We start from the raw sequence: 25,033 nt of genomic DNA, 5'->3' as shown, positions 1-25,033 counted from the left end.
GCATGGAGGAGGATTTCATGTCCGTAGCAAGTGACACTTTGGTCGGCGCACCCGCCGGCGGATTACTGGACCGCGAGCGCATCATCGCCCAACCCGGCTTCAACCGCTGGCTCGTGCCGCCGGCCGCGCTGGCGATCCATCTGTGCATCGGCATGGCCTACGGTTTCAGCGTCTTCTGGCTGCCGCTGACCCAGGCGGTCGGCATCACGGAGCGCGTCGCATGCGCCGACATGACGCTGATCTCGGCGCTGTTCACCACCAGCTGCGACTGGCGCGTGTCCGATCTCGGCTGGATCTACACGCTGTTCTTCGTCCTGCTCGGCTCGTCCGCCGCCATCTGGGGCGGCTGGCTGGAAACCGCCGGCCCGCGCAAGGCCGGCGTCGTCGCAGCCTTTTGCTGGTGCGGCGGCATCGCGATCGCCGCACTCGGCGTGATGCTGCATCAATTGTGGTTGATGTGGCTGGGCGCCGGCGTCATCGGCGGCATAGGGCTCGGCCTCGGCTATATCTCGCCCGTATCGACGCTGATCAAATGGTTCCCCGACCGGCGCGGCATGGCGACCGGCATGGCGATCATGGGCTTCGGCGGCGGTGCCATGATTGGCGCGCCTCTGGCCGACATGCTGATGAACATGTTCAAGACGGCCGATTCCGTCGGCGTCTGGCAGACCTTCCTGGTCATGGCGGCGATCTATTTCGTCTTCATGATGGGCGGCGCCTTCGGCTATCGCATCCCGCCCGCCGGCTGGCGGCCGGACGGCTGGACGCCGCCAGAGAAAAGCGCCAGGTCGATGATCACCTCGCGCCACGTGCATCTGCGCGACGCCCACAAGACCAGGCAGTTCTGGCTGATCTGGGCCGTGCTGACGCTGAACGTCTCGGCCGGCATCGGCGTCATCGGCATGGCCTCGCCAATGCTGCAGGAAATCTTCGGCGGCCGGCTGATCGGCCTGCCGGAACTGACCTTCGGCCAGCTCGACGGCTCGCAGAAGACGGCGATCGCGGCGATCGCCGCCGGCTTTGCCGGCCTGCTGTCTCTGTTCAACATCGGCGGGCGCTTCTTCTGGGCCTCGCTGTCGGACAAGATCGGCCGCAAGAACACCTATTACGCCTTCTTCCTGATCGGCATCGTGCTCTACGCGCTGGCACCCTCGGCGGCGCATATGGGCAGCCAGGTGCTGTTCGTCCTGATGTTCGGCATCATCCTGTCCATGTATGGCGGCGGCTTCGCCACCATTCCGGCCTACCTGGCCGATATCTTCGGCACCCAGTTCGTCGGCGCCATCCATGGCCGGCTGCTGACCGCCTGGGCGACCGCCGGCATCATCGGCCCGGTGGTGGTCAACTACATCCGCGAGGCGCAGATCAACGCCGGCATCCCGCGCGAGCAGGTCTACGACTTCACCATGTACATTCTGGCCGGCATGCTGGTCCTCGGCCTGATCTGCAACATGCTGGTCAAGCCGCTTTCCGACAAATGGTACATGTCGGATGAGGAGGTGGCGGCCCTGCAGGCGAAATCGGCGGCCGCAGCAGCAGGCCCCACCGGCTCGTTCGGCATCGGCAAGGGCGGCTTCGACGGCAAGGCGCTCGCCGCCTGGGCCGTGGTCGGCATCCCCATCCTGTGGGGCATCTGGATAACGCTGCAGAAGACCGCGGCTCTGTTCTAGCAACAGGGCTTGTGCAGCGGTGCCCTCCGGCGTGAGCCCCGCCGGAGGGCAGAATGTTTTTCAGTGTTGGCGAGGGTCGGCTGTTCAGGCATGGATCCTCGGGTCAAGCCCGAGGATGACGAACCGTGGAAAGGGCGCTGCAACGCGCTGAACCTGGTGATTGACATCACGCCTCTGTCTCTCGTCATCCTCGGGCCCCGACCCGAGGAACCATGCCTGAACGCCCGATCCCGAAACCGTCAGCCGGCGGCGTCCTTCACATAGGCGGCGATGTCGGCATGGGTGGCGAACCAGACGTCGTCATGCGCCTTGATGTGGGCGATCAGCTCCTCGAGGATGAAGATGCGCGAGCGGTAGCCGCTGACATGCGGGTGCATGGTGAGCAGAAACAGACCGCCCTCGGCATAGGCGCGGTCGAACTCGCGCTTGAAGATGTCGAGCACGTCCGTCGGCGGTGTGTAGGGACGCAGCGCCTGGAACCGGTTCATGTTGAAATAGACCGCGTCGTCGCGAATCCATTCCACCGGCAGTTCGACGATGCCGGTCGGCTGGCCTTCCTCGACGATCTCGTAAGGGTCGTCGTCGGCCATCAGCGAGCTGTCGTAGAGCAGGCCGAGCTCGCGCTCGATCTGCAGGGTGACGTCGGAAAAATCCCACGACGGCGTGCGCATGCCGACGGGGCGGACGCCGGTGATCTTCTCCAGCGTGTCGGCGGCGCGCAGATGCAGCTCGCGCTCCTTGTCGGCCGGCACCTTGGTGTTGAGCTCATGGATCCAGCCATGCAGCGCCACCTCGTGCCCCTCGGCCACCAGGCCGCGCTGTTCGTCGGGATAGAGCAGGGCGCAGACGGCGGGCACGAAGAAGCTCGCCTTGACGCCGTTGCGCGCCAGCACGTCGCGGATGCGCGGCACGCCGACGCGATTGCCGTACTGGCCCTGCGACAGGCGGCCGATGGATTGTCCGCCGTCGCGCAGCTCGTTGGTCTCGTGATCGCTGTCGAAGGACAGCGCCACGGCACAGCGCGCGCCGTCCTTCCAGCGCGCCGGCTTCAGCGAGCGGCCCGCCCGCACCTTGTCGACCTTGGCGCGCCAGACGTCCTCGCTCCACTCCCACGGTTCCATGTCTCTCTCCGATTGGATGATGAAAAGGGTTTCAGCCGGCGCTTAGTGGTCTGACCGAAACGAATGGTTCCCATCCGTTTCGATAAGTCAGCCCACAAGCTATTGATCTGGTGGGGCGATTTGTCCTGACAGATGGATACCATCTGTCAGGATCGCACCACTTGCGAAAGCCGCGACCAGATGGCAGGCGGCGCGGCGGCCGGGCAGGGTCGTCACAAGCGGCGGGCGTTCGCTCAGGCAGCGCTCGACGGCAACCGGACAGCGGGCATGGAAATGGCAACCGGCCGGCGGGTTTTGCGGCGAGGGCAGCTCGCCCTCGATGGGCTTGAAGACCACCGCGACCTCGTCGTCGATCTCCAGCTTCGGCACGCTGTCGAGCAGCGCCCTGGTGTAGGGGTGCTGCGGATCGTCATAGACCGCCGCCGTGGCGCCTTCCTCGACGATGCGGCCGAGATACATGATCGCCACGCGGTCGCAGAGATGGCGCACGACCGACAGATCATGCGAGATGAACAGAAGCGTCAGATTGAGTTCGCGGCGCAACTTCATGAGAAGATTGATGATCTGCGCCTGGATCGAGACGTCGAGCGAGGCCACGGGTTCGTCGCAGACGATCAGGTCCGGCTGCATGGCCAGCGCCCGCGCAATGGCGATGCGCTGGCGCTGGCCGCCGGAGAACTGGTGCGGATAGCGCGAGGCGAAATCGGGATCGAGGCCGACCGCCTCCAGCCAGCGGCGGGTATAGGCGGCGGCGTCCGCCCGCGTCGTCAACCCGTGGGCGATGGGGCCTTCCGAGACCGTGTCGGCGATGCGCATGCGCGGATCGAGCGAGGCGAACGGATCCTGGAACACCATCTGCACGCGCGTCGTGATCTTGCGCGGCCGGCTGCCGCCGGACATGACCGGCGCGCCGTCGAGCAGGACGCTGCCTTCGGTCGGCACATGGATGCCGGCGATCATGCGCCCGAGGGTCGACTTGCCGCAGCCGGATTCGCCGACCAGGCCGAGCACTTCGCCGCGCTGGATGGTGAGGTCGACGCCATCGACGGCATGAACCGTGCGCGGCGGCTTCTGCGCGCCGAGCCAGGTGGCGATCCTGTCGCCGAGATTGACGGCGGGCGAGAAGCGCTTGGCGGCGCGGTCGACGGTCAGAAAGGCGCTCATGCCGCACTCCTTTGCGTCTCGGGATGGTGGCAGCGATAGGTGCGGTCCATGGCGACGCTTTCGACGGGCACCGCCTTGCAAAGATCGTCGGCGCGCGGGCAGCGCGGCGCGAAGGCGCAGCCTTGCGGCAGATTGAGAAGCGACGGCGTGGTGCCGGGGATCTGGCGCAGTTCCTCACCGGGCCGGGTGCGCGAGGGAAGCGAATCGAGCAGCCCCTGCGTGTAGGGATGGCGCGGATCGCGCAGCACGGCGCCGACCGGTCCCGATTCGACGATGCGGCCCGCATACATGACGGCGATGCGGTCGGCTATGGAGGAGACGGTGGCGAGATCATGGCTGATCCAGATCATCGCCATGCCGATCTCGTCGACCAGCATCTTCATTTCGGTCAGGATCTGCGCCTGGATGGAGACGTCGAGCGCCGTCGTCGGTTCGTCGGCGATGATGATCTTCGGCCGGTGCAACAGGGCGATGGCGATCGCCACGCGCTGGCGCATGCCGCCGGAGAACTGGTGCGGATAGGCATCGAGCCGGCTCTCGGGCGCCGGGATGCCGACGCGGGCGAGCACCGCGACCGAGCGGGCACGGGCGGCGGCCTTCGACACGCGCTCATGCGCCGCGATGGCCAGCCGCATCTGCGTGGCGATGCTGAGCAGCGGATTGAGTGTCATCATCGGGTCCTGGAAGACCATGGCGATCTCCTTGCCGCGGATGCGGCGCAAATCGCTGGTCGGCAGGCCGACGAGATCGCGGCCTTCATAGCGCACCGAACCCTCGACGATGCGGCCGGGCTCGTCCACCAGGCCGATCAGCGAGAAGCCGGTGACGCTCTTGCCGGAACCGGATTCGCCGACCAGGCCGAGCACTTCGCCGCGCTCCAGCCTGAAGGAGACGCCGTCGACGGCCTTGGCGACACCGGAGGCGGTGGGAAACTGGGTTTTCAGCCCCGAAACTTCGAGCAGCGGCGCGGTCATCGTTTCAGCCTCGGATTGAGTTGGTCGCGCACCTGGTCGCCGACCAGGTTGATCGACACGATGAGGATGATCAGCGCGACGCCCGGATAGATGGAAATCCAGTAGCGGCCCGACAGGAGATACTGGAAGCCGTTGGCGATCAGCATGCCGAGCGACGGTTCCGTGGGTGGCAGGCCGACGCCGAGGAAGGACAGCGTCGCCTCGAGCGCGATGGCGCTGGCCACCTGCACGGTGGCGACGACGATCAGCGGCGGCAGCGAATTGGGCAGGATGTGGCGCAGCACCACGCGCCGCGCGCTGAGCGGCGTCGACAGCGCCGCCTCGACGTAATCCTTGTGCCGTTCGGCCGACGCCGCGCCATGCGCCGTGCGGGCGAAATAGGCGTATTGGGCGAAGACCAGCGCCATGATGAGCTGCCAGGCGCCCTGGCCGAGCATGGCGGCGATGACGAAGGCCAGAAGGATCGCCGGGAAGGACAATTGCAGGTCGATGACGCGCATGATGATCGCCTCGAACCGGCCGCCGAGATAGGCCGCCGACGTGCCGACCACGGCGCCGACTGAGAAGGCGATGGTGCCGGCGAGCAGGCCCATCTGCAGCGAGATGCGCAACCCGTAGAGGATGGCCGACAGGAGGTCGCGGCCTTGCGAATCCGTGCCGAGCACATGCAGCATGCCGGTGGTGCCGACATAGCCGGGCGGCCGGCGCGCATCACGCAGGACCAGATTGGCGAGATCGTAGGGATCCTGCGGCGCGACCAGCGGCGCGAAGATCGCCAGCACCGCGATGACGAGCACGACGAGGGCGGCAAGCGTTGCCGTCCTGTTGCGGGCGAACTCCTGGAAGAAGCGGCCCAGGAAGCTGTTCTTCGAGATCATGCCCGCGCCCTCCGCAGCCGTGGGTCGAGCAGCGCGTAGGTGAGGTCGACGAAGAAGTTGATCAGCACGAAGAGCAGCGCGACGAGCATCAGATAGGCGACCATGACCGGCCGGTCGAGCGAGGTGATGCTGTCGATGATCAATTTGCCGAGGCCGGGCCAGGAGAAGATGGTTTCGGTGACGACGGCGAAGGCCAGCGTCGAGCCGAGCTCCAGGCCGAAGATCGTCACCAGCGGGATGGCGATCAGCCGCAGCACGTGGCGCACCAGAACCGTGCCTTCGGAAAGGCCGGCGGCGCGGGCGAACTTGATCGTGTCGGTCAGCATGATCTCGCGCGTGCCGGCGCGCGCCAGCCGGATCATCATGGCGAACTTGAACAGGGCCAGGTTGATTGCCGGCAGGAGCATGTGTTTTAGCCCGTCGCCGGTGAGAAAACTCCATTGAATGCCGAACAGGGAAGCCGTTTCGCCGCGTCCGCCGGCCGGCAGCCAGCCGAGCTGCACGGCAAACGTCATGATCAGCACCAGACCGATCCAGAAGCTGGGAACGGAAAAGCCGAGGATCGACAGGCCCATGATGATCTTGGCAGCGGGGCTTTCGTGCCGGTAGCCGGCATACATGCCGAGCGGGATGCCGATCAGGCTGGCGCCGACGACGGCGAACAGCACCAGTTCCAGCGTCGCCGGCAGGCGCGACAGGATGAGCTGCGTGACCGGCATGTTGTAGACGAATGACTGGCCGAAATCGCCGTGCAGCATGCGGCCGAAAAAGGTGAAATATTGCCGCCAGAGCGGCTGGTCGAGCCCGTATTGGGCGATCACCTGGGCGCGGATGTCCTGCGTCGCGTCGGGCGAGATCAGGACGTCGATCGGATTGCCGACCGCGAAGACGCCGCAGAAGACCAGCACCGACATGGCGAGGATGACGATCCCCGCCTGCCACAAGCGCTGAATGATGAAGCCGAGCATGTGTTTGCCGTTCCCCTCAGTTTCTTATTGTCTCGTCAGTCCCAGTCATTCTCCAGAAGCGCGCGGGTTTCAGAGACGGCAACCTCCCAGATGGCCGTCATGTCCGCGTCCGGGCGCTGGTAGAGCCCGTGGTAATTGCCGTCGCCGAGCAGCGCCCGCTTGCGCCCGGCGTCGAGGCGGGCAAGCCTTGCATAGTCGATCTGCGGTTTGCGTGCCTCCGGCATGGCAATGCCGGCGAGCCGCGTCCAGGGAAAATTCTCCATCCACGAGGCGTGCGAGGCGGCCGGGTCGGTGGCCTGCACCTTGGCCCAGACTTTTGGCGCGCGCCACCAGTCGTGGAACTTGACCATCGTGTCGCGGTGGGCGTTCAGCCATTCGGAAACGAGGGCTGTGACCGGCGTGTTGCCGCCATGGCCGTTGACGATGAGGATGCGGCGGAAACCGGAGCGGTGCAAGCTGTCGAGCATGTCCTCGACCAGCGCGGCATAGGTCGACAGGCGCAGCGACACGGTGCCCGGATAGTCGGCGAAGCTGGATGCGAGACCGTAGGGCATCACCGGAAACACCGGCACGCCGGACGGTTCGGCGGCATCGACGGAAACGCGCTCGGCGAGGATCATGTCGACGGCCAGGCTCAGATAGGCGTGCTGCTCGACGCTGCCCAGCGGCAGGATGCAGCGGTCGTCCTTTGCCGCCCGTTCCTCAACCTGCATCCAGTTCATCTCGGCAATGCGCATCGGGCACCTGTTTCTTCATCGTGAAAGGGCGTGGCCAGTGGGTGGCCAGAAACTCGACATTAGTCTCATATGGGACAATAAAAAGATATTGACGATGACAATTGGTTGCGTCAAGTTCCATATGGAACAAAACTGCGAAAGGAAATTTCGTGGAAGACCGATGGGAGAGGGGCGTCGCCGCGCACGGGTTCACCGACCCGGCCATGGGCGGCGGGCTGACCGACGACGCCGCGCGCGCGGTGGACGATCTGGTCGGCGTCAAGCTGTGGGAGAACCCGTGCTGGTTCTCGTTCCGGCTGAATTACCTGGCCCTCGGCTTCAACATCCCTGTCTATAGCTGGACCGAGAAGCACCATGGGCTGGCGCGCCCGGAATTCGTCGTGCTCTATTCGATCGGCCTGAAGGGCGGCATCGCCGCGCGCGACATCTGCTCGTCTTCGGGCTTTCCGCGCAACACGATCAGCCGCGCGGTGCAGAAGCTTTTGGACAAGGGCATCATCCTGCGCGAGGTCGCGCCAGACGACCAGCGCAGCTTCGTCCTCCATTTGACGCAAAAGGGACGGAAAATCTTCGACGACACGCTTCTGCCGATGGTCGAGCGGGAACAGGTGCTTCTCGCCAGATTGACCCAGGCCGAGCGCCTGATGCTCTCCGAGCTTCTGGCGAAAATGGTCGTCGATTCCAAGAACTGGCCAACCAGCATCGATCCAGAGGAGTAGAGTGATGAAATTCCAGACGCAGTTCCGCGCGGCGACCCTTGCCGCCGTTTTGATGACCGGCGTGTCCGGCTATGCCATGGCGGAGGACCTGACCATCGGCGTGCGCGCCGGCCCGCTGTCCGTCGACCCGCATTTCACCGCCGCCGGCACCCACGCCGAGGCGATGAAGCACATCTATGACACGCTGGTGAAATCCGGCAACAATCTGGAGCTTGAGCCCGGCCTTGCCGAAAGCTGGACGGCGGTCGACGAGACGACCTGGGAATTCAAGCTGCGCCAGGGCGTAAAATTCCATGACGGCTCGGATTTCACCGCCGAGGACGTCAAGTTCTCCATCGAACGCATTCCCAATGTGGCCGGCCCGAATCCGACGACGATCTATGTGCGCCGCGTGCAGTCGGTCGAGATCGTCGATCCCTACACGATCCGCGTCAAGACGGACGGTCCGGCGCCGACGCTGCCCAACGACTTCATCCGCCTGTTCGTCGTCTCGCACACCGCAGCCGCCGACTATTCCACGCAGGAGACGGCGAATGACGGCTTCAACACCGGCAAGGCCGCCATCGGCACCGGTCCCTACAAATTCGTCTCCTGGACGCCGAAGGAAGAGCTGGTCCTGGAAAAATTCGACGGCTATTGGGGCGGCGCCGAACCTTGGGACAAGGTCGTCCGCAAGGAGATCCCCAACGATGCCGCGCGTGTCGCCCAGTTGAAGGCCGGCCAGATCGACATCATTGCCCGCGTGCCATCCGCCGACGTGCCTGTGCTGGAGCGCGACGGCGCGCTGACGGTGACCAAGCAGAACAGCGTCTACCTGTTCAACGTCGAGTTCGACTTCCGCGACGACACACCGCAGATCACGGCAAAGGACGGTTCGAAGCTCGACAAGAATCCGTTCCAGGACCCGCGCGTGCGTGAGGCGATCGACCTGGCCATCGACCGCGAGACGATCACCGAGATCGCCATGGAGACCATGGGAACGGCGCAGAGCCAGCTCGTGACGCCGAACATTTTCGGCTACAACGAGGCGGTCGAGGTTCCCGGCTACGACGTCGAAAAGGCCAAGGCGCTGATGGCTGAGGCCGGCTATCCGGACGGTTTCACCGTCACCTTCTCCTTCACCAACGACCGCCTGCCGGGCGACAAGGACGTCGGCACGACGATCGCCCAGATGCTGGCCGGCATCAACGTCAAGGCCGAGGCAAACGCGGCGCCAGGCGCCGTGTTCTTCCCCGCCAAGACGCGCGGCGAATACTCGATGACCATGTCCGGCTGGGGCACGCTGACCGGCGAGGCGAACTACACGCTGTCGTCGCTGGTTCACACCAACGATCCCGAGACCAAGATGGGCGCGTTCAACGTGCGCGGCTACTCCAACCCGGAGATGGACAAGCTGATCGAGGACGCGGCGACCGAGATGGACGAGGCCAAGCGGCGCACGCTGCTGGAGGAGGCCAACGCGCTGGTTTCCACCGACCGGCCGAACCTGCCGATCGCCTCGATCGTCACCGCCTGGGCGATGAAGAAGAACTTCTCCATCGTGCCGCGTTCCGACGAGGACACGCTGGCCATGAACATCCGTCCGGCTCAGTAGTTTTCGGCGCGCGGCCTCCCTTGCGCGCGGGCAATCTTCGGAGCGCATCCGCCTCTGGTCACAACACCCAACGTCTCCAGAGCATTTTGGCTCCAGCCCGGCCGTTCAGCGGTCGGGCGTCTTTTTTGAAAAGGATTGATGATGAACCCTGTAGCATTGGCGATCCATGGCGGCTGTGGCGTGATGGCCAAGCTCGACCTCAGTGAAGAGGAATGGCAGGCCGCGCGCGCCGATCTGGCGTCATCGTTGAGGGCCGGCTGGGCGGTGCTGGCCAAGGGCGGCACGGCGCTCGACGCGGTCGAGGTGGCGGTCGTCGTCATGGAGGATTCGCCCCATTTCAACGCCGGCTATGGCGCGGCGCTGAACGAGAATGCCGAACATGAGCTCGACGCCTCGATCATGGACGGGTCGAACTTCGATGCCGGCGCCATCTGTGCGGCAAGCCGCATCAGGAACCCGGTCAAGGCGGCGCGCGCCGTGATGGAACGGAGCGGCGCGGTGCTCCTGACGGGGCCGGCCGCCGACCGTTTTGCCGAACGCAGCGGGCTCGACATCGTCGCCGCCGACTATTTCACCACCGAACGACGGCAAAAGGCGCTCGCCGCCATGAAGGCGCATGCCAGGACCGGCACCTACGCCGCCGCCTCCGAGGCCGAGAAACACGGCACGGTCGGCGCGGTGGCGCTCGACCGGGCGGGGCATCTGGCCGCCGCCACCTCGACCGGCGGCTACAACAACAAGCCGCAGGGGCGCGTCGGCGATTCGCCGATCATCGGCGCCGGCACTTACGCGCGCGACGGCGTCTGCGCGGTTTCCGGCACAGGGCAGGGCGAGTTCTTCATCCGCCATGTGGTCGGCCACGAGATCGCCAGCCGCATCGCCTATCTGGGCGAGACGCTGGAGACGGCCTCGCACAAGGTTATCCGCGACGATCTGAAATCCTACGGCATCGGCGCGGGTGCCGTGGCCGTCGACGGCAGCGGCAATGTCAGCGCGCCCTACAACACCGACGGCATGTTCCGCGGCTGGGTGACGCGCGATGGCAAGCTGCATGTGGCAAGCCATGGCGAGGTGTTTTTCGTCGAGACGCTGGAAGTGCCCGGGGCGCCCGGGGCATGAGCGAACCGATCCTGATCTGGGGCGCCGGGGCCATCGGCGGCGCGCTCGGCGCCTTCTGGGCGCGCGCCGGCCATGATGTGCTGATGGTCGATGTGGTCGCCGAGCATGTCGCGGCGATCCGCACCGAGGGCCTGTCCATCGAGGGGCCGGTGGCCGAATTCCGCCAGAAGACCGCCGCCGCGATACCCGATGAACTGACCGGCACGTTCAGCCGCGTCGTGCTGGCCGTCAAGGCGCAGCATACGGCGGACGCCTGCCGCATGCTGCTGCCGCACCTGGCCGGGGACGGTTTCGTGCTGTCGGCCCAGAACGGCCTCAACGAACTGGTGATTGCCTCCATCGTCGGGCAGCAGCGCACCATGGGCGCCTTCGTCAATTTCGGCGCCGACTGGATTGCGCCCGGCCGCATCCTCTACGGCAATCGCGGCGCGGTGGTGGTCGGCGAGATCGACGGGTCGATCCGCGAGCGGACCCGCGCCATGCACGAACTGCTGACCGCCTTCGATGCCGACGCGGTGTTGACCGACGACATCTGGGGCTATCTGTGGGGCAAACTCGCCTATGGGGCGATGCTGTTCGCCACGGCGCTCAACAACGACACCATGGCGGAGAATTTCGCCGACCCCGGACGGTTTGCCGTCTTCGACCGGCTGGCGCGTGAGGTTTACCGCGTGGCGGCGGCGCGCCAGGTGATGCCGCGCGGCTTCAACGGCTTCGAACCGGCTGCGTTCGCCGCCGATGCCCCGGAGAGTGGCGCGCGCCGCTCGATTGCCGATCTTGCCGAATTCAACCGCCACACGGCGAAGACCCATTCGGGCATCTGGCGCGATCTGGCCGTGCGCAAGCGGCGCACCGAGGCCGACGCGCAACTCGGCATCATCGGCGATCTCGGCCGCGAGGCGGGGATCGAAACGCCGATGCTTGCCCGACTGGTCGAACTGATCCATGGGATCGAGGACGGCCGGCTCCGGCAGGGACCGGAAACCTTCGCCATGCTTGCCCAAACGGCCGCCATGCGCTGACGGGACTTGTCGGCGCCGGTGGCCGTGTTTATGTCGGTGCGTGGCGGGCCCGGCGCCCGAGTGACCGGAGATGGAACGCTGGACGAGCACATCATCATCATCGGCGCGGGGCATGGCGGGGTGCAGGCCGCCACCAGCTTGCGCGAGGAGGGGTATCAGGGCGCACTGACGCTTGTCTCGGCGGACCCGGAACTGCCCTACCACAAGCCGCCCCTGTCTAAGACGTTCCTGAAAGCGCAGGACGCCGCACCGCAGATCCTCAAGGCGCAGATGTTCTACGATGCGCAGAACATAGCCCTGCGCCTGGGATCGACGGTGGCCTCGATCGATCCGACCGCGCGCACACTGACGCTGGAGGACGGGGCCACGCTCGCCTGGTCAAAGCTGCTTCTGGCGACCGGCGCGCGGCCGCGCCGCCTGGCCGTTCCAGGCAGCGAACTGGACGGCGTCTTCTATCTGCGTGAGTGCGCCGATGCCCGCCTGTTGCGCGAGCGGACGGCGGCGGCCGGCGACGTGGTGGTGATCGGCGGCGGCTTCATCGGCCTTGAAGTGGCCGCGACCATGGCAATGTCCGGCAAGCGGGTGACGGTCGTCGAGGCGGCCGACCGGCTGCTCGGCCGCGCCGTTTCCGCCCCGGTCTCCTCGCACATGCGCGCTTACCATGAGGGCCTGGGCATTCGCGTCCTGACCCGGACCGGTGTTCGCCAGATCAGCGGCCAGGACGGCGACCAGGACGGCGGGGTGAGGGCGGTGGTCACCGATGCGGGCGAGGCGATCCCCGCCGATGCCGTGCTCGTCGGGATCGGCGCCGAACCCGACACAAGGCTGGCCGAGGCCGCCGGCATCCTCTGCGACAACGGCATTCGGGTCGACGCGGCGTGCCGCACCAGCGCGCCCGGCATTTTCGCCATCGGCGACTGTGTGTCCTTCCCGCACCAGGCTTCCGGGCGCGTGCTGCGGCTCGAATCCGTGCAGAACGCCACCGACCAGGCGCGTTGCGCGGCAAAGGCGATGCTCGGCCGGCCGGCCGATTTCGACGCCGTCGCTTGGTTCTGGTCCGACCAGGGCGAACGCAAGCTGCAGATGGCCGGCCTTGCCTTCGACATCGACCGCCAGGTGCTGTCCGGCGACCTGGATGCCGGCGCCTTCGCCGTGTTCCTGTTTTCCGGCGAGCGGCTGGTGGCGCTGGAAACGGTCAACCGGCCGGGCGAGCACATGCTGGGCAGGCGCATGCTGGCGGCGGGCTTTTCGCCCACCGATGCCCAGATCGCCGAGGGTCCGGCGGCGCTGAAGGCCGCGCTGGCTGCGCACGGAATGTCTCCGTAGCATTACAGTTACGACTTACACCGCGTTCCGTCACACCCCCTCTGCCCTGCCGGGCAGAGGGGGGTGTGTGACGAAGCGCCAGCGTGAAAAGCAACTGTAGAGCTAGGCGTATTCGAATGGTGGGATTGACACAATTGCCCCTCAGGACTAGCTTTTCGACAAACCGATGACGGTTTCACGCGCGGCAATGTAGCCGGCAAAAATTCGCAGGCGAAAAGGCCTCCCGATGCCTCTGGAAACAGAGACGTGGGGAGGCTTTTTCTTTTGCGCGCAAATAAATGCCGCCACGCCGGCCCCAGAAGGGCGAACGGCGGGCCGCAACCAAGCAAAAAAAAGCGAGTGAGGGGCTGACGATGAGCAAGACACGCAATGAGGCCGAAGCCTTCGACGAGGTGGATCACGTCCTTGGCGAAGAATACGAACACGAGCCGGTGCCGCTGGCAGCGCGGCGCAGCACATTTTCCGTCACCACCGTGTGGATCGGCTTCCCGATGATCATCACGGGCGCCATGACCGGCTCCATCCTGGTGCTCGGCATGGGCTTCACCAATGCCCTGTGGGCGATGGTGCTCGGCAACATCATCATGTTCGCCTATGTCGCCGCGCTCGGCATACTCGGCACAAATCGCGGCATGAACTTCGCGCTGCTGGCCAGCGTCGTCTTCGGCCGCAAGGGCTACATGCTGGCGTCCGGCCTGCTGTCGACGCTGCTGCTCGGCTGGTACGCGGTGCAGACCGGCATCACCGGGGCGCTGATCAGTTCCGCCTATGATCTGAACTATGTGGCGATGACCATCGTCGCCGGGCTGCTCTACATCGGCATCACCTTCGTCGGCGTGCACGGGCTGCACCTGATCGGCCTGGTCTCGGTGCCGCTGTTCGTCGTGCTCGGCGGCTGGGTGGTCTTCGATTCGGCCTCGACCACCACCTGGGAGGCGATCTTCGCCTATCCCGGCAACAATGGCGCGGCCTCCATGTCGATGGGCGTCGGCCTGACCGTGGTGATCGCCCTGTTCATCGATGCCGGCACGGTTTCGGCGGACTTCAACCGCTGGGCGAAGGACACGAAAAGCTCGCTCATCGCCACCTTCAGCGCCTTCCCCTTCGCCAATCTCTGCGCCATGCTGGTCGGCGGCATCATGACGGCGGCACTGGCCGTGCCGGACGCCAACCCGTTCGGCGCCGACAACATGTTCGGCTACATGAACGCCAAGCAGGCGACGTTCCTGAGCCTGCTCGCCTTCCTGTTCCTCTACTGCAATCTCGGCTCGGTCTGCGCGCACTGCCTGTACAACGCCGCCACCGGCTGGTCGCGCATCCTCAACAGCCGCATGCGCGTCCTGGCCGTCGTGCTGGGCGCCATCGGCATCGCGGTTGCCGCCGGCAATGTCTGGGCCTTCTTCATCCAGTGGCTGTCGCTGCTCGGCATCCTGGTGCCGCCGATCGGCGCCATCATCCTGGTCGACCAGTACATCCACCGCCGCAACGCCGCGATCGACCGCGACTGGCGCCCGTCGGCCTTCCTCGCCTGGGGCATCGGCTCGCTGGTGGCCGTCATCGTCGAGTTCTACGCGCCGCATCTGTCGACGGCGATCTCCGCCGGGCTTGCCGGGGGCATCGCCTACGCGGTCATCAACCGGGCGCCGGTGGCGGCCCGCGCCGGCGTATAGCATAAAGAGCGGGGCCGTCTTCGGGCGGCCCTCGCACCTGATCTCGTTCAACTGGAGGATTGCCGGCCATGGCCGACCATGAAATTTACGATCTGGGTGATTTCACGCTGCAGAGCGGCGCCACGCTGCGCGACTGCAAGCTGGCCTACAAGAGCTTTGGCAAGCTCAACGCCAAACGCGACAACGTCATCGTCTATCCGACCTGGTATTCGGGCCAGCATGTCGACAATGAATGGCTGGTCGGCAAGGGCATGGCGCTCGACCCGGACCAATATTTCATCGTCATCCCGAACATGCTCGGCAACGGCCTGTCCTCCTCGCCGTCGAACACGCCCGAGCCCTACAACGCATCGCGTTTTCCCAATGTCACGGCCTATGACAACGTTCGCGCCCAGCACCAGCTGATGACGAAGAAATTCGGTGTCGAGACCATCAAGCTGGTGACCGGCTGGTCGATGGGGGCGCTGCAGACCTTCCACTGGGGGGCGATGTTCCCCGACATGGTCGAGCGCATCGCGCCGTTCTGCGGCTCGGCCAAGTGCTCGCGGCACAATTTCGTCTTCCTCGAAGGCGTCAAGGCGGCGCTGACGGCCGACGCCGCCTTCAAGGAGGGCTGGTACGAGAAGAAGCCGGAGCGGGGCCTGCGCGCCATGGCCCGCGTCTATGCCGGCTGGGGCTTTTCGCAGACCTTCTACCGCCAGGAACTGGACCTGAAGACGCTCGGCTATTCCTCGCTCGAGGATTTCCTGGTGGCGTTCTGGGAGGGCTTCTTCCTGCCGAAGGATGCCAACAACCTGCTCACCATGCTGTGGACCTGGCAGAACGGCGACATCAGCGCCAACACGCTTTACGGCGGGGACCTCAAAAAAGCGCTCGGCGCAATCAAGGCGAAGGCCTATGTTATGCCGGGACGGACGGATCTGTATTTTCCGCCCGAAGACAGCGAGATCGAAGTGTCGCACATGCCGAACGCGACGTTGATCCCGATCGAATCCGTCTGGGGGCATTTTGCCGGCGGTCCGGGCACGAGCCCGGTCGACGTCAAGTTCCTGGACGACAAGCTCAAGGAGCTTTTGGCGAGCGACGCATAAAACAACAAAGCGTCGTTTGTCGGGACGGGCCGCGCCGGGGAACGCGCGGCCGGGGTAGAAATGGGAGAGTGTGAGTTGACACGATCAAGCAACACTTCCGAACCGTGGCGTGTCGGCGTTCTTTTCTCGCGCAGCGGCTTCATGGCCGTGATCGAGGAAACCCAACTCCGGGGAACGCTGACCGCCATCGATGAAATCAACGACAAGGGTGGCATCAACGGCCGGCCGGTCGAGCCGATCGTCTATGATCCGGGATCGGATTCACGGTCTTACGGATTGTACGCCAAGAAGCTGATGGTCGAGGACGGCGTCAGCACCATCTTCGGCTGTTACACCTCGTCGAGCCGCAAGGCGGTTCTGCCGGTGGTCGAGCGGCTGGACGGCCTGTTATGGTATCCGACGCTCTACGAAGGCTTCGAGTTCTCCTCCAACGTCATCTACACCGGCGCGACGCCGAACCAGAACAGCGTCCAGCTCTGCCGCACGCTGATGGAGCTTTACGGCACGCGCTTCTACTTCGTCGGATCCGACTACATCTATCCGCGCGAATCCAACCGCATCATGCGCGAACTGATCCGCCATTCGGGCGGCAGCGTCGTCGGCGAAAGCTATGTTCGGCTGGGCGCCGAGCGCAGCGCCTTCACGCCGGTCATGCGCGACATAAAACAGGTCAGGCCCGACGTCATCTTCTCGACGGTCGTCGGCGAGGCGACGACCTTTCTCTACCAGGCCTACGCCGATATGGGGCTCGACCCGAAGGTGACGCCGATCGCCAGCCTGACGACCTCCGAGGCCGAGGTGCGCGCCATGGGCTTCGACGTCGGCGAGGGGCACCTGACGGCGGCGCCCTATTTCCAGGGTGTCGGCAACGACAGCAACACCACCTTCGTCAACCGCTACAAGAAGCGCTACGGCGACGACGAGCCGACCAATATGTGCCTGGAAGCATCGTATTTTCAGGTCAATGTGTTCGCCAAGACGCTGGAAAAGACCAACTCGATGGAGACCAATCTCATGCGCGACAGCGTCATGGGGTCGGAATTCGACGCGCCGCAGGGCGGCGTGTCGATCAACCCGGTCTGGGGACACGCGGATCTGTGGACGCGCATCGGCCGCGCCAACCGGCAGGGACAGTTCGACATCGTCTATGAATCGCCCTCCAGCGTGAAGGCGGACCCTTATCTGCTCGGGTATGGCCGATGCCTCGAATACAGTTGACCAGAAGCCCGGGTATCATCGGGCCAAGAGAAAAGATGCTCAACATGGCAAGACACGATCACGCCCAGGGCAAGCGTGGCCCATCGCAGAAGCCGGTCGGCCGGCCCGGCCAGCAGAATGTCCAGGCTCAGCAGAAAAGCTTCTGGGACCTCAACGTGGCCGTCATCGCCCAGCGCGACGACGATGGCGAGCGTTTGATGCGCGAATTGCAGCGCCTGCGCTGCAATGTGCGCCACATATGGCCGATGCCGCCGCAGATTCCGGTTCAGTTCGACCTGGTGTTCTGCGCGCTGACGGAAGACCTGCCGCAGCGCATTCCCTGGATCCCCGGCGAGCCGGAGGCGGCATTGGTGGTGATCGACTGCGGCGAGGGGGAACTCGACCTGCAGCTGATCCACAATTGCGCCGCCCACGGCGTCATGCATTATCCGGCAACGCCGCGCTCGACGCAGACCTGCGTCGCGCTGGCGCGCGGACATTTCCTGTACGAGAAGCGCCTGCGCGGCCGGATCGACAAGCTCGACGAGAATCTGCGCACCATGCGCAGCGTCGAACGGGCGAAATCCCTGCTCATCCGCATGAAGGACGTGACGGAGGAGGAGGCCTACAACTATCTGCGCCGCCAGGCGATGGAGCGGCGGGTGACCATTGGCGCGGTGGCCAATGCGATCATTGACTCGCACGAACTTCTTAGCTAGCTTTTTGAGGCTATTCGCGGCAACGATGCCGCGCACATACGGGTAACGAGACCCCACGGATTTCGCGCGAGCGGGACGTGGGGTTTTTTGTTGCCTGAACCAAAGTGAAGGTGCTTGCGGCGAGGTTGCCGCAACAAACAATCAGAGGCGACGAAGCCCCGAAACGAGCTGCCGCGAGGCGGCGCGTTTCGGGGCTTTTTTATTTTCAGGGAGCGACAAAGGTGACAACCAATCGGCGTAAGTTTCTTCAAGGCACGGCGGCGCTCGGCGCGGCCTCTCTCGGCGGCTTCCCCCACATCTGGTCGAAGAACGGCATGCTGGCGCGGGCCCAGGACGGCCAGATCAAGGTCGGCGTCCTGTTCTCGCTGACAGGCACGACGGCGATCATCGAGGAATCGCTGAACAAGGCGACGATCATGGCGATCGAGGAGATCAACGCCGCCGGCGGCGTCAACGGCATGGAGATCGTCCCGGTCGTCGAGGACCCGGCATCGGACCCGGCGACCTTCGCCGAAAAGGCCCGCAAGCTGGTGCTGTCCGACAAATGCGTGTCGGTCTTCGGCTCCTACACCTCGGCCAGCCGCAAGGCGGTGCTGCCGGTGTTCGAGAAACAGAACAATCTCTACTGGTATCCGACCCTCTACGAGGGGCGCGAATGCTCGAAGAACGTCATTTACACCGGCGCCGTGCCGAACCAGCAGCAGGATGATTTCGTGCCCTGGCTGGTCGAGAATTTCGGCAAGCGCTGGTACCTGATCGGCTCGAACTACATCTATCCGAAGGAAGAGAACAATTACTGCAAGAAGCTGCTCGCCGAACTCGGCGGCGAAGTCGTCGCCGAGGAATACGTGCCGCTCGGCCACTCGGAGTTCTCGTCCGTCATCAACAAATTGAAGGCCGAGAAGCCGGATGTGATCTTCTCGACGGTGGTCGGCGATTCCGTCGTGGCATTGCACCGGCAATATCATGCGGCCGGCCTCGACCCCGAAACGATGCCGATGGCGAGCCTGACCACCTCGGAGAACGAGGTGGCGGCCATGGGTGGCGCGGCGGCCGCCGGCCACTTCACCTCGGCGCCGTATTTCATGGTCTGGGACTCGCCCGAGAACCAGAAATTCGTCGAGGCCTATCGCTCCCGCTGGGGTGGCGACAAGGTCACGCACTTCGTCTCCGAACCATCCTATTTCCAGATCTACCTGTTCAAGCAGGCGGTCGAGAAACTGGCCGCCAGCGACATCGATCCGAACACCATCCGCGAGGCGGTCAAGGGCGAACAGTTCCAGGCGCCGCAGGGCCTGGTCAAGGTGGAGCCGGAAAACCTGCACGCCTGGCTGCGCCCGAAGATCGGCCGCTGCAAGTCCGACGGCCAGTTCGAGATCCTGAAGCAGTCGGCCGACTGGTTGGAGCCCGATCCCTACAAGGCCTATGCCAACCAGAGCTGCACTGCCGAAGGCTTGAAGGAAGTCTGACGCGCTGGCGACCGAACGGCGATGGCGCCCGGGCGCCATCGCCACCTTTTTGACCTCTTCGAAAGCAGTGAGATGGAACTTGTCGTATCCCAGTTGCTGACCGGCCTGAGCATCGCATCGATCCTGATGCTGGTGGCGCTCGGCCTGGCCATCATCTACGGCGTCACCGGCGTCATCAATCTGGCGCATGGCGAATTCGTCATGCTCGGCGCCTATTGCGCCTGGTTCCTGCAAACCCAGCTCGGCCTCGGCCTGATCGCCAGCCTGGTGCCGATCTTCATCATCCTGGCGCTGTTCGGCTGGATCATCGAGGCGCTCGTCATCCGCCATCTCTATGCGCGGCCGCTCGACACCATCCTGGCCACCTGGGGCATCGGCGTGATGGCGCAGCAGGCGGTGCGGCTGACGGCCGGTGGCGAACTGCGCTATGTGGAGATGCCGGCGGCGCTCGCCAGCAGCGTCAACATCTTCGGCGCGACGGAATCGGCCTACCGGCTGTTCATCCTCGGCCTGGCGCTAAGTTTGTTCGCGCTCACCTGGTACATCTACCGGCACACTTCCTTCGGCCTGAAGCTGCGCGCCATCACGCAAAACCGCGATATCGCCTCGAGCTTCGGCATCAATTCGGCCAGGGTGTACCGCTCGACCTTTGCTTACGGGGCAGGCATTGCCGGCCTGGCCGGGGCGCTGGTCTCGCCGCTGAAGAGCGTTTCACCGGAAATGGGCACCACCTATGTGGTCGATGCCTTCATGGTCGTGGTGCTGGGCGGCGCGCAAAGCCTGTTCGGCACGGTCGCCAGCTCCGGCATTCTCGGTGAACTGACCGGCTTCCTGGCCTTCCACAGCAACGACACGATCGCCAAGGCGCTGGTGTTGCTGGCCATCGTCATCCTCATCCGCTTCCGCCCGCAGGGCCTGTTCTCGGCGCGTGTGCGCTCGTGAACGCCGCCCGGACAGAAGGATCCAGACCCATCATGCTCCTGACCGGAAAATCCGCTCAACAAACGCTGCTCTACCTGGCGTTCTGCATCGCCATCCTGCTCGTTCCACTGTTTCTCGACGACGCGTTCCTGCTCAACAAATATTCGCGCTACCTGGTGTTCGCCATGCTGGCCGTGGCGCTCAGCCTGTCCTGGGGCTATGCCGGCATCCTCAATCTCGGCCAGGCGACCACGTTCGGCCTCGGCTCCTACTGCATGGCGATGGCGCTGAAGCTCGGCACCGTCCCGGTTCACACCGGCAGTGAAGGTCTGCCGGACTTCATGGTCTGGAACAACGTCACCGAACTGCCCTGGTTCTGGGCACCGTTCCATTCGACGACCTTTGCGCTGGTCGCCGGAATTCTCGTGCCGGCGACGTTCGCGGCGCTGCTTGGCTGGTTCATGTTCCGCGGCCGCGTCACCGGCGTCTACGCGGCGATCATCACGCTGGCCGCCATGGTGGTGGTCAATCTGGTGATCATCGACCAGCAGCGCTTCACCGGCGGCTTCAACGGCATCACCGACCTTGCCCAGTTCGAGGTGGCGGGCCTGTCCTTCGACGCCTATTCCTCCTCGACCTATTATCTGGTCGCACTGTGCCTGTCGGCGGTGCTGTTCCTGTCGCTGGCCATCACCCGCAGCAAGACGGGCATGATCCTGCAGGCGATCCGCGACCAGGAGGACCGGGTCCGCTTCTTCGGCTACGACGTGGCGCTCTACAAGATCTTCATCTTCGCCGTCTCGGCCGGCATCGCCGGTCTGGCCGGCATGCTCTACACCATCGTCATGGAGTTTGCCTCGCCGACCTTTCTCGGCGTACCGCTCAGCCTGTCCGTCGTCATCTGGGTCGCGGTCGGCGGGCGCCAGAGCCTGCTCGGCGCCGCACTCGGCGCGTTGATCGTCACCGGCGTGCAGGGCGCGCTGTCGGAATCGGAAACCTTCCTCGAAAGCTGGATGCTGATCATGGGCGGCCTGTTCGTGCTTACCGTCCTGTTCCTGCCGAAGGGCATTGCCGGCGCTTTCGAAATGCTGACGGCGCGCTTCCAGCGCCAGCCGGCGGGGCAGCCTGCCACGGCGGCCAAGCCGGGCGGCGAGGCGATCACCCACGGGGAGGGCGCATGATGAGCGACGACGGCGAAATCCAGCTGGCGCTGAACGATGTCAGCGTTTCTTTCGGCGGCTTCGTGGCGGTGGCCGGGCTCGACCTGGCCGTCGGCAAGGGCGAACTGCGCTGCCTGATCGGCCCGAACGGCGCCGGCAAGACGACGGCACTCGACCTGATCTGCGGCAAGACGCAGGCCACGTCCGGCGAAATTCGCTTCGAGGGGCGTTCGATCGACAAACTGAAGGAATACGAAATCGCCCGCGCCGGCATCGGCCGCAAATTCCAGGTGCCGAGCGTGTTTCGTGAACTGACCGTGCGCGAGAATCTGCACATCGGCCAGTCGCGCCAGACCGGCGTTCTGGCCAACCTCGTCCGCTTCGGCGGCAGCATGGACGATGACGAGCTCGAGCGGCTGGCCGAACTGGTCGGCCTGAGCGACGCGCTCGACAGCGCCGCCGCCCATCTGTCGCACGGACAGACGCAATGGCTGGAGATCGCCCTGATCCTGGCCCAGGACCCGGCGCTGATCCTGATGGACGAGCCGACCGCCGGCATGACCGGCCAGGAGACCGGCAAGACGGCCGAACTGTTCAACCGCCTGCGCGGCCAGCACACGCTGATCGTCGTCGAGCACGATATGGGCTTCGTGCGCGACATCGCCGAGACGATCTCGGTGATGCACCAGGGCAAGCTTCTGGCCGAGGGGTCGCTGAAGGAGATTTCCAGCGATCCGCAGGTGCGCGAAGCCTATCTCGGCTCGGGAGGGATCGGCCATGCTTGAGCTTTCAAATCTCGACGGTTTCTATGGCCGCAGCCGGGCGCTGCAGGCGGTCTCGCTGTCGGTCGGCACGGGCGAGTTCCTGAGCGTGCTCGGACGCAACGGCGTCGGCAAGACGACGCTGCTGCGGACGATCCTCGGCCTGATGAGCCGCACCTCCGGCTCGATCCGCCTCGACGGCAGCGAACTGATCGGCCTGCCCACCCATGAACGGGCCTGTGCCGGGCTCGGCTACGTGCCGCAGGGGCGCGGCATCCTGCCGGCCTTCACCGTGCGTGAGAATTTGCTTGTCGGCACCTTCGCCGCGCAATCGAAACCGGGGCCGGACCAGGGCCGCATCGCCGAATGGGTTCTGGAGCTGTTCCCGATCCTCAGGGAGTTCATCAACCGGCGCGGCGGCAATCTGTCGGGCGGCCAGCAGCAGCAATTGGCGATCGCCCGGGCGCTGCTGTCGGAGCCGAAGATCCTGCTGCTCGACGAACCGACGGAAGGCATCCAGCCGAACATCGTCGAGCAGATCGAGCAGGTGCTGATCGACCTCAACCGCGACAAGGGGCTGACCATCGTCCTGGTCGAGCAGAACCTGAAATTCGCCCGCCGCGCCTCGAACCGCTTCGCCATTCTGAACCGCGGCAGCGTTTCGGTCGCCGGCGCGATATCCGGCCTGACCGACGATCTTATCCACGAGCATCTCGTCGTGTGAACGGCGCGACACCAATCCAACAGGAGGAACTGAGAAATGTATCACGGCGATATTTCGAGCAGCAAGGACACGGTCGGCGTCGCGGTCGTCAACTACAAGATGCCGCGCCTGCACACGCGTGAGGAGGTGCTGGCCAATGCCCGCAACATCGCGGACATGGTCCAGGGAATGAAGATCGGCCTGCCGGGCATGGACCTGGTCATCTTCCCCGAATATTCGACGCACGGGATCATGTACGATTCCAAGGAGATGTACGAGACCGCCTCGCAGGTGCCCGGCGAGGAGACGGCGATCTTCGCCGAGGCCTGCATCAAGGCCAACACCTGGGGCGTCTTCTCGCTGACCGGCGAGCGCCACGAGGATCATCCGAACAAGGCGCCCTACAACACCCTCATCCTGATGAACAACAAGGGTGAGATCGTCCAGAAGTACCGCAAGATCATGCCCTGGGTGCCGATCGAGGGCTGGTATCCGGGCGATTGCACCTATGTCTCGGAGGGGCCGAAGGGGCTGAAGATCAGCCTGATCATCTGCGACGACGGCAATTATCCGGAAATCTGGCGCGATTGCGCCATGCGCGGCGCCGAGCTGATCATCCGCTGCCAGGGCTACATGTATCCGGCCAAGGAGCAGCAGATCCTGATCTCGAAATCGATGGCCTGGGCCAACAATTGCTATGTCGCGGTGGCCAATGCGGCCGGCTTCGACGGTGTCTATTCCTATTTCGGCCATTCGGCGATCATCGGCTTCGACGGCCGCACGCTGGGCGAATGCGGCACCGAGGAAAACGGCATCCAGTATGGGCAATTGTCGGTTTCGGCGATCCGCGACCAGCGCAAGAACATGCAGTCGCAGAACCATCTCTTCAAGCTCGTGCATCGCGGCTATACCGGCTTGATCAATTCCGGCGACGACGAGCGCGGTCACGCGGTCTGCCCGTACACCTTCTACCAAAACTGGATCACCGATCCCGAGGGCACCCGCGAGATGGTCGAGGCCATGACGCGCTCCAGCGTCGGAACCGAGGAATGTCCCATCGACGGCATTCCCAACAACGGTTCCGGGCATCGCTGAGGTTTCATCGCACAACCCGTGCCCGCGCGACTTCGTGCGGGCATCCTCCCGGACGCCGCAGCGCCGCATTCCAAGGCGCTGCGGCGCGAAACCCGAAAGGACGAACGACGCATGACCTCCATGTCCGGCGCCGAGGCCATCGCCGCGCAAACAGATTATCTGGCTGAGTTCCGCATCGGCAGCGAACCTTATTATCGGCCCGTCGGGCAGGAAATCGCCCTGTTCGACGCCGCCTATCAGGCGCGCATGCCGATCATGCTGAAGGGGCCGACCGGCTGCGGCAAGACGCGCTTCGTCGAGCACATGGCCTGGCGGCTCAAGCGGCCGCTGATCACCGTTTCGTGCCACGAGGACATGACGGCCTCCGACCTGGTCGGCCGCTACCTGCTCGACGCCGACGGGACCGTCTGGCACGACGGGCCGCTGACGCTGGCCGTCCGGCTCGGCGCCATCTGCTATCTCGACGAGATCGTCGAGGCGCGCCAGGACACCACGGTGGTGATCCATTCGCTGACCGACGACCGGCGCATCCTGCCGCTGGAAAAGAAGAACGAGGTGCTGCCCGCCCATCCGGATTTCCAGGTCGTCATCTCCTACAACCCCGGCTACCAGAGCGTGCTGAAGGATCTGAAGGAATCGACCAAGCAGCGTTTCGGGGCGATTGCCTTCTCCTATCCCGAACCGGCCATCGAAGCGGAGATCGTCGCCCGCGAGGCCGGCGTCGAGCGGCGCATCGCCGACACGCTGGTGCGCATCGCCCAGCGCTCGCGCAACCTCAAGGGCCACGGCCTGGACGAGGGCGCCTCGACCCGCATGCTGATCAATGCCGGGCTGCTCGCCGCCAAGGGCATTCCGCTGGCCGACGCCTGCCAGGTGGCGATGGTGCTGCCGATCACCGACGACCCGGAACTGCGCGACGCGCTGACGGCGGCGATCGCCGCCTGCATGTGAGGCC

General features: G+C 64.9%; 23 protein-coding genes. 17 read left to right on the top strand and 6 right to left on the bottom strand.

The window, feature by feature from the left end; all coding sequences use genetic code 11:
- Positions 1-17 precede the first annotated feature (17 nt).
- Positions 18-1,670 (top strand): OFA family MFS transporter, encoded by a 1,653-nt coding sequence (locus tag AB843_RS08450; RefSeq protein ID WP_048646432.1) that lies wholly within the window; start codon positions 18-20, stop codon positions 1,668-1,670.
- A gap of 239 nt (positions 1,671-1,909) precedes the next feature.
- On the opposite strand, the gene AB843_RS08445 is transcribed toward AB843_RS08450, so the two are convergent.
- The 6 genes from AB843_RS08445 to AB843_RS08420 all read right to left on the bottom strand — a co-directional run bounded on the left by AB843_RS08445 (position 1,910) and on the right by AB843_RS08420 (position 7,512).
- A complete protein-coding gene (locus AB843_RS08445; RefSeq protein ID WP_048646347.1) occupies positions 1,910-2,791 on the bottom strand; it encodes a polysaccharide deacetylase family protein in 882 nt (293 codons plus the stop codon).
- A 99-nt stretch (positions 2,792-2,890) separates the two neighbouring features.
- Positions 2,891-3,955 carry an ABC transporter ATP-binding protein gene (locus AB843_RS08440; protein WP_082143715.1) on the bottom strand — a complete coding sequence of 355 codons (1,065 nt, stop codon included), beginning with the start codon at positions 3,953-3,955 and terminating at the stop codon, positions 2,891-2,893.
- A complete protein-coding gene (locus AB843_RS08435; protein WP_048646346.1) occupies positions 3,952-4,929 on the bottom strand; it encodes an ABC transporter ATP-binding protein in 978 nt (325 codons plus the stop codon). Before AB843_RS08435 ends, AB843_RS08440 begins: the two co-directional genes overlap by 4 nt.
- A complete protein-coding gene (locus tag AB843_RS08430) occupies positions 4,926-5,807 on the bottom strand; it encodes an ABC transporter permease (protein WP_048646345.1) in 882 nt (293 codons plus the stop codon). Before AB843_RS08430 ends, AB843_RS08435 begins: the two co-directional genes overlap by 4 nt.
- Complete coding sequence (locus AB843_RS08425; RefSeq protein ID WP_048646344.1) at positions 5,804-6,775, bottom strand: ABC transporter permease; 972 nt, start codon at positions 6,773-6,775, stop codon at positions 5,804-5,806. Before AB843_RS08425 ends, AB843_RS08430 begins: the two co-directional genes overlap by 4 nt.
- Before the next feature lie 35 nt (positions 6,776-6,810).
- Entirely contained in the window at positions 6,811-7,512 is a 702-nt protein-coding gene (locus AB843_RS08420) for a creatininase family protein (protein ID WP_048646343.1), read from the bottom strand.
- Positions 7,513-7,661: 149 nt separating this feature from the next.
- On the opposite strand from AB843_RS08420, the gene AB843_RS08415 reads away from it, so the two are divergent.
- The 16 genes from AB843_RS08415 (at position 7,662) to AB843_RS08340 (ending at position 25,029) form a co-directional block, all read left to right on the top strand.
- Complete coding sequence (locus AB843_RS08415; protein ID WP_244467927.1) at positions 7,662-8,231, top strand: MarR family winged helix-turn-helix transcriptional regulator; 570 nt, start codon at positions 7,662-7,664, stop codon at positions 8,229-8,231.
- A gap of 4 nt (positions 8,232-8,235) precedes the next feature.
- Positions 8,236-9,825: an ABC transporter substrate-binding protein gene (locus tag AB843_RS08410; RefSeq protein WP_048646429.1), complete on the top strand. Its 1,590-nt coding sequence runs from the start codon at positions 8,236-8,238 to the stop codon at positions 9,823-9,825.
- A gap of 141 nt (positions 9,826-9,966) precedes the next feature.
- Positions 9,967-10,944 (top strand): isoaspartyl peptidase/L-asparaginase family protein, encoded by a 978-nt coding sequence (locus tag AB843_RS08405; RefSeq protein WP_048646428.1) that lies wholly within the window; start codon positions 9,967-9,969, stop codon positions 10,942-10,944.
- Entirely contained in the window at positions 10,941-11,966 is a 1,026-nt protein-coding gene (locus AB843_RS08400) for a ketopantoate reductase family protein (RefSeq protein WP_048646342.1), read from the top strand. Before AB843_RS08405 ends, AB843_RS08400 begins: the two co-directional genes overlap by 4 nt.
- Positions 11,967-12,044: 78 nt before the next feature.
- A complete protein-coding gene (locus AB843_RS08395) occupies positions 12,045-13,292 on the top strand; it encodes an NAD(P)/FAD-dependent oxidoreductase (protein WP_162230634.1) in 1,248 nt (415 codons plus the stop codon).
- 353 nt (positions 13,293-13,645) lie between these two features.
- Positions 13,646-14,962, top strand: coding sequence for a purine-cytosine permease family protein (locus tag AB843_RS08390; protein ID WP_048646426.1), 1,317 nt, complete (start codon positions 13,646-13,648; stop codon positions 14,960-14,962).
- A gap of 68 nt (positions 14,963-15,030) precedes the next feature.
- Positions 15,031-16,053, top strand: a complete 1,023-nt coding sequence (locus AB843_RS08385; protein WP_048646341.1) for an alpha/beta fold hydrolase — start codon at positions 15,031-15,033, stop codon at positions 16,051-16,053.
- Between the two features lie 75 nt (positions 16,054-16,128).
- Entirely contained in the window at positions 16,129-17,271 is a 1,143-nt protein-coding gene (locus AB843_RS08380) for a transporter substrate-binding domain-containing protein (RefSeq protein ID WP_280136278.1), read from the top strand.
- A 44-nt stretch (positions 17,272-17,315) separates the two neighbouring features.
- Positions 17,316-17,969 carry an ANTAR domain-containing response regulator gene (locus AB843_RS08375; protein ID WP_157384462.1) on the top strand — a complete coding sequence of 218 codons (654 nt, stop codon included), beginning with the start codon at positions 17,316-17,318 and terminating at the stop codon, positions 17,967-17,969.
- A 221-nt stretch (positions 17,970-18,190) separates the two neighbouring features.
- On the top strand, positions 18,191-19,438 hold the full coding sequence (locus tag AB843_RS08370; RefSeq protein ID WP_048646338.1) for a transporter substrate-binding domain-containing protein: 1,248 nt from the start codon (positions 18,191-18,193) through the stop codon (positions 19,436-19,438).
- Positions 19,439-19,510: 72 nt separating this feature from the next.
- On the top strand, positions 19,511-20,380 hold the full coding sequence (gene urtB / locus AB843_RS08365) for an urea ABC transporter permease subunit UrtB (RefSeq protein WP_048646425.1): 870 nt from the start codon (positions 19,511-19,513) through the stop codon (positions 20,378-20,380).
- A gap of 32 nt (positions 20,381-20,412) precedes the next feature.
- Positions 20,413-21,540, top strand: coding sequence for an urea ABC transporter permease subunit UrtC (gene urtC / locus AB843_RS08360; protein ID WP_048646337.1), 1,128 nt, complete (start codon positions 20,413-20,415; stop codon positions 21,538-21,540).
- Entirely contained in the window at positions 21,537-22,304 is a 768-nt protein-coding gene (gene urtD / locus AB843_RS08355) for an urea ABC transporter ATP-binding protein UrtD (protein WP_244467926.1), read from the top strand. The genes urtC and urtD overlap by 4 nt, the downstream gene beginning before the upstream one ends.
- Complete coding sequence (urtE, locus tag AB843_RS08350; RefSeq protein WP_048646336.1) at positions 22,297-23,004, top strand: urea ABC transporter ATP-binding subunit UrtE; 708 nt, start codon at positions 22,297-22,299, stop codon at positions 23,002-23,004. The genes urtD and urtE overlap by 8 nt, the downstream gene beginning before the upstream one ends.
- A gap of 36 nt (positions 23,005-23,040) precedes the next feature.
- The gene (locus tag AB843_RS08345; RefSeq protein ID WP_048646335.1) at positions 23,041-24,078 is read left to right on the top strand and encodes an aliphatic amidase; all 1,038 of its coding nucleotides are present in this window, start codon (positions 23,041-23,043) and stop codon (positions 24,076-24,078) included.
- 111 nt (positions 24,079-24,189) lie between these two features.
- A complete protein-coding gene (locus tag AB843_RS08340) occupies positions 24,190-25,029 on the top strand; it encodes a CbbQ/NirQ/NorQ/GpvN family protein (protein WP_048646423.1) in 840 nt (279 codons plus the stop codon).
- Positions 25,030-25,033 lie beyond the last annotated feature (4 nt).

The sequence above is a fragment of the Nitratireductor soli genome, from assembly GCF_001050155.1.
Lineage (GTDB): Bacteria > Pseudomonadota > Alphaproteobacteria > Rhizobiales > Rhizobiaceae > Nitratireductor > Nitratireductor soli.
The sequence above is the reverse complement of the archived record's forward strand: the minus strand, read 5'-3'. Positions and strand labels throughout refer to the sequence as shown.

Coding starts and splice junctions, on each gene's coding strand:
- AB843_RS08445 (WP_048646347.1), bottom strand. CDS start 2,791: ATGGAACCGTGGGAGTGGAGCGAGGACGTCTGGCGCGCCAAGGTCGAC.
- urtE (WP_048646336.1), top strand. CDS start 22,297: ATGCTTGAGCTTTCAAATCTCGACGGTTTCTATGGCCGCAGCCGGGCG.
- AB843_RS08425 (WP_048646344.1), bottom strand. CDS start 6,775: ATGCTCGGCTTCATCATTCAGCGCTTGTGGCAGGCGGGGATCGTCATC.
- urtB (WP_048646425.1), top strand. CDS start 19,511: ATGGAACTTGTCGTATCCCAGTTGCTGACCGGCCTGAGCATCGCATCG.
- AB843_RS08385 (WP_048646341.1), top strand. CDS start 15,031: ATGGCCGACCATGAAATTTACGATCTGGGTGATTTCACGCTGCAGAGC.
- AB843_RS08450 (WP_048646432.1), top strand. CDS start 18: ATGTCCGTAGCAAGTGACACTTTGGTCGGCGCACCCGCCGGCGGATTA.
- AB843_RS08345 (WP_048646335.1), top strand. CDS start 23,041: ATGTATCACGGCGATATTTCGAGCAGCAAGGACACGGTCGGCGTCGCG.
- AB843_RS08375 (WP_157384462.1), top strand. CDS start 17,316: ATGGCAAGACACGATCACGCCCAGGGCAAGCGTGGCCCATCGCAGAAG.
- AB843_RS08405 (WP_048646428.1), top strand. CDS start 9,967: ATGAACCCTGTAGCATTGGCGATCCATGGCGGCTGTGGCGTGATGGCC.
- AB843_RS08400 (WP_048646342.1), top strand. CDS start 10,941: ATGAGCGAACCGATCCTGATCTGGGGCGCCGGGGCCATCGGCGGCGCG.
- AB843_RS08390 (WP_048646426.1), top strand. CDS start 13,646: ATGAGCAAGACACGCAATGAGGCCGAAGCCTTCGACGAGGTGGATCAC.
- AB843_RS08410 (WP_048646429.1), top strand. CDS start 8,236: ATGAAATTCCAGACGCAGTTCCGCGCGGCGACCCTTGCCGCCGTTTTG.
- AB843_RS08440 (WP_082143715.1), bottom strand. CDS start 3,955: ATGAGCGCCTTTCTGACCGTCGACCGCGCCGCCAAGCGCTTCTCGCCC.
- AB843_RS08340 (WP_048646423.1), top strand. CDS start 24,190: ATGACCTCCATGTCCGGCGCCGAGGCCATCGCCGCGCAAACAGATTAT.
- urtC (WP_048646337.1), top strand. CDS start 20,413: ATGCTCCTGACCGGAAAATCCGCTCAACAAACGCTGCTCTACCTGGCG.
- urtD (WP_244467926.1), top strand. CDS start 21,537: ATGATGAGCGACGACGGCGAAATCCAGCTGGCGCTGAACGATGTCAGC.
- AB843_RS08435 (WP_048646346.1), bottom strand. CDS start 4,929: ATGACCGCGCCGCTGCTCGAAGTTTCGGGGCTGAAAACCCAGTTTCCC.
- AB843_RS08420 (WP_048646343.1), bottom strand. CDS start 7,512: ATGCGCATTGCCGAGATGAACTGGATGCAGGTTGAGGAACGGGCGGCA.
- AB843_RS08430 (WP_048646345.1), bottom strand. CDS start 5,807: ATGATCTCGAAGAACAGCTTCCTGGGCCGCTTCTTCCAGGAGTTCGCC.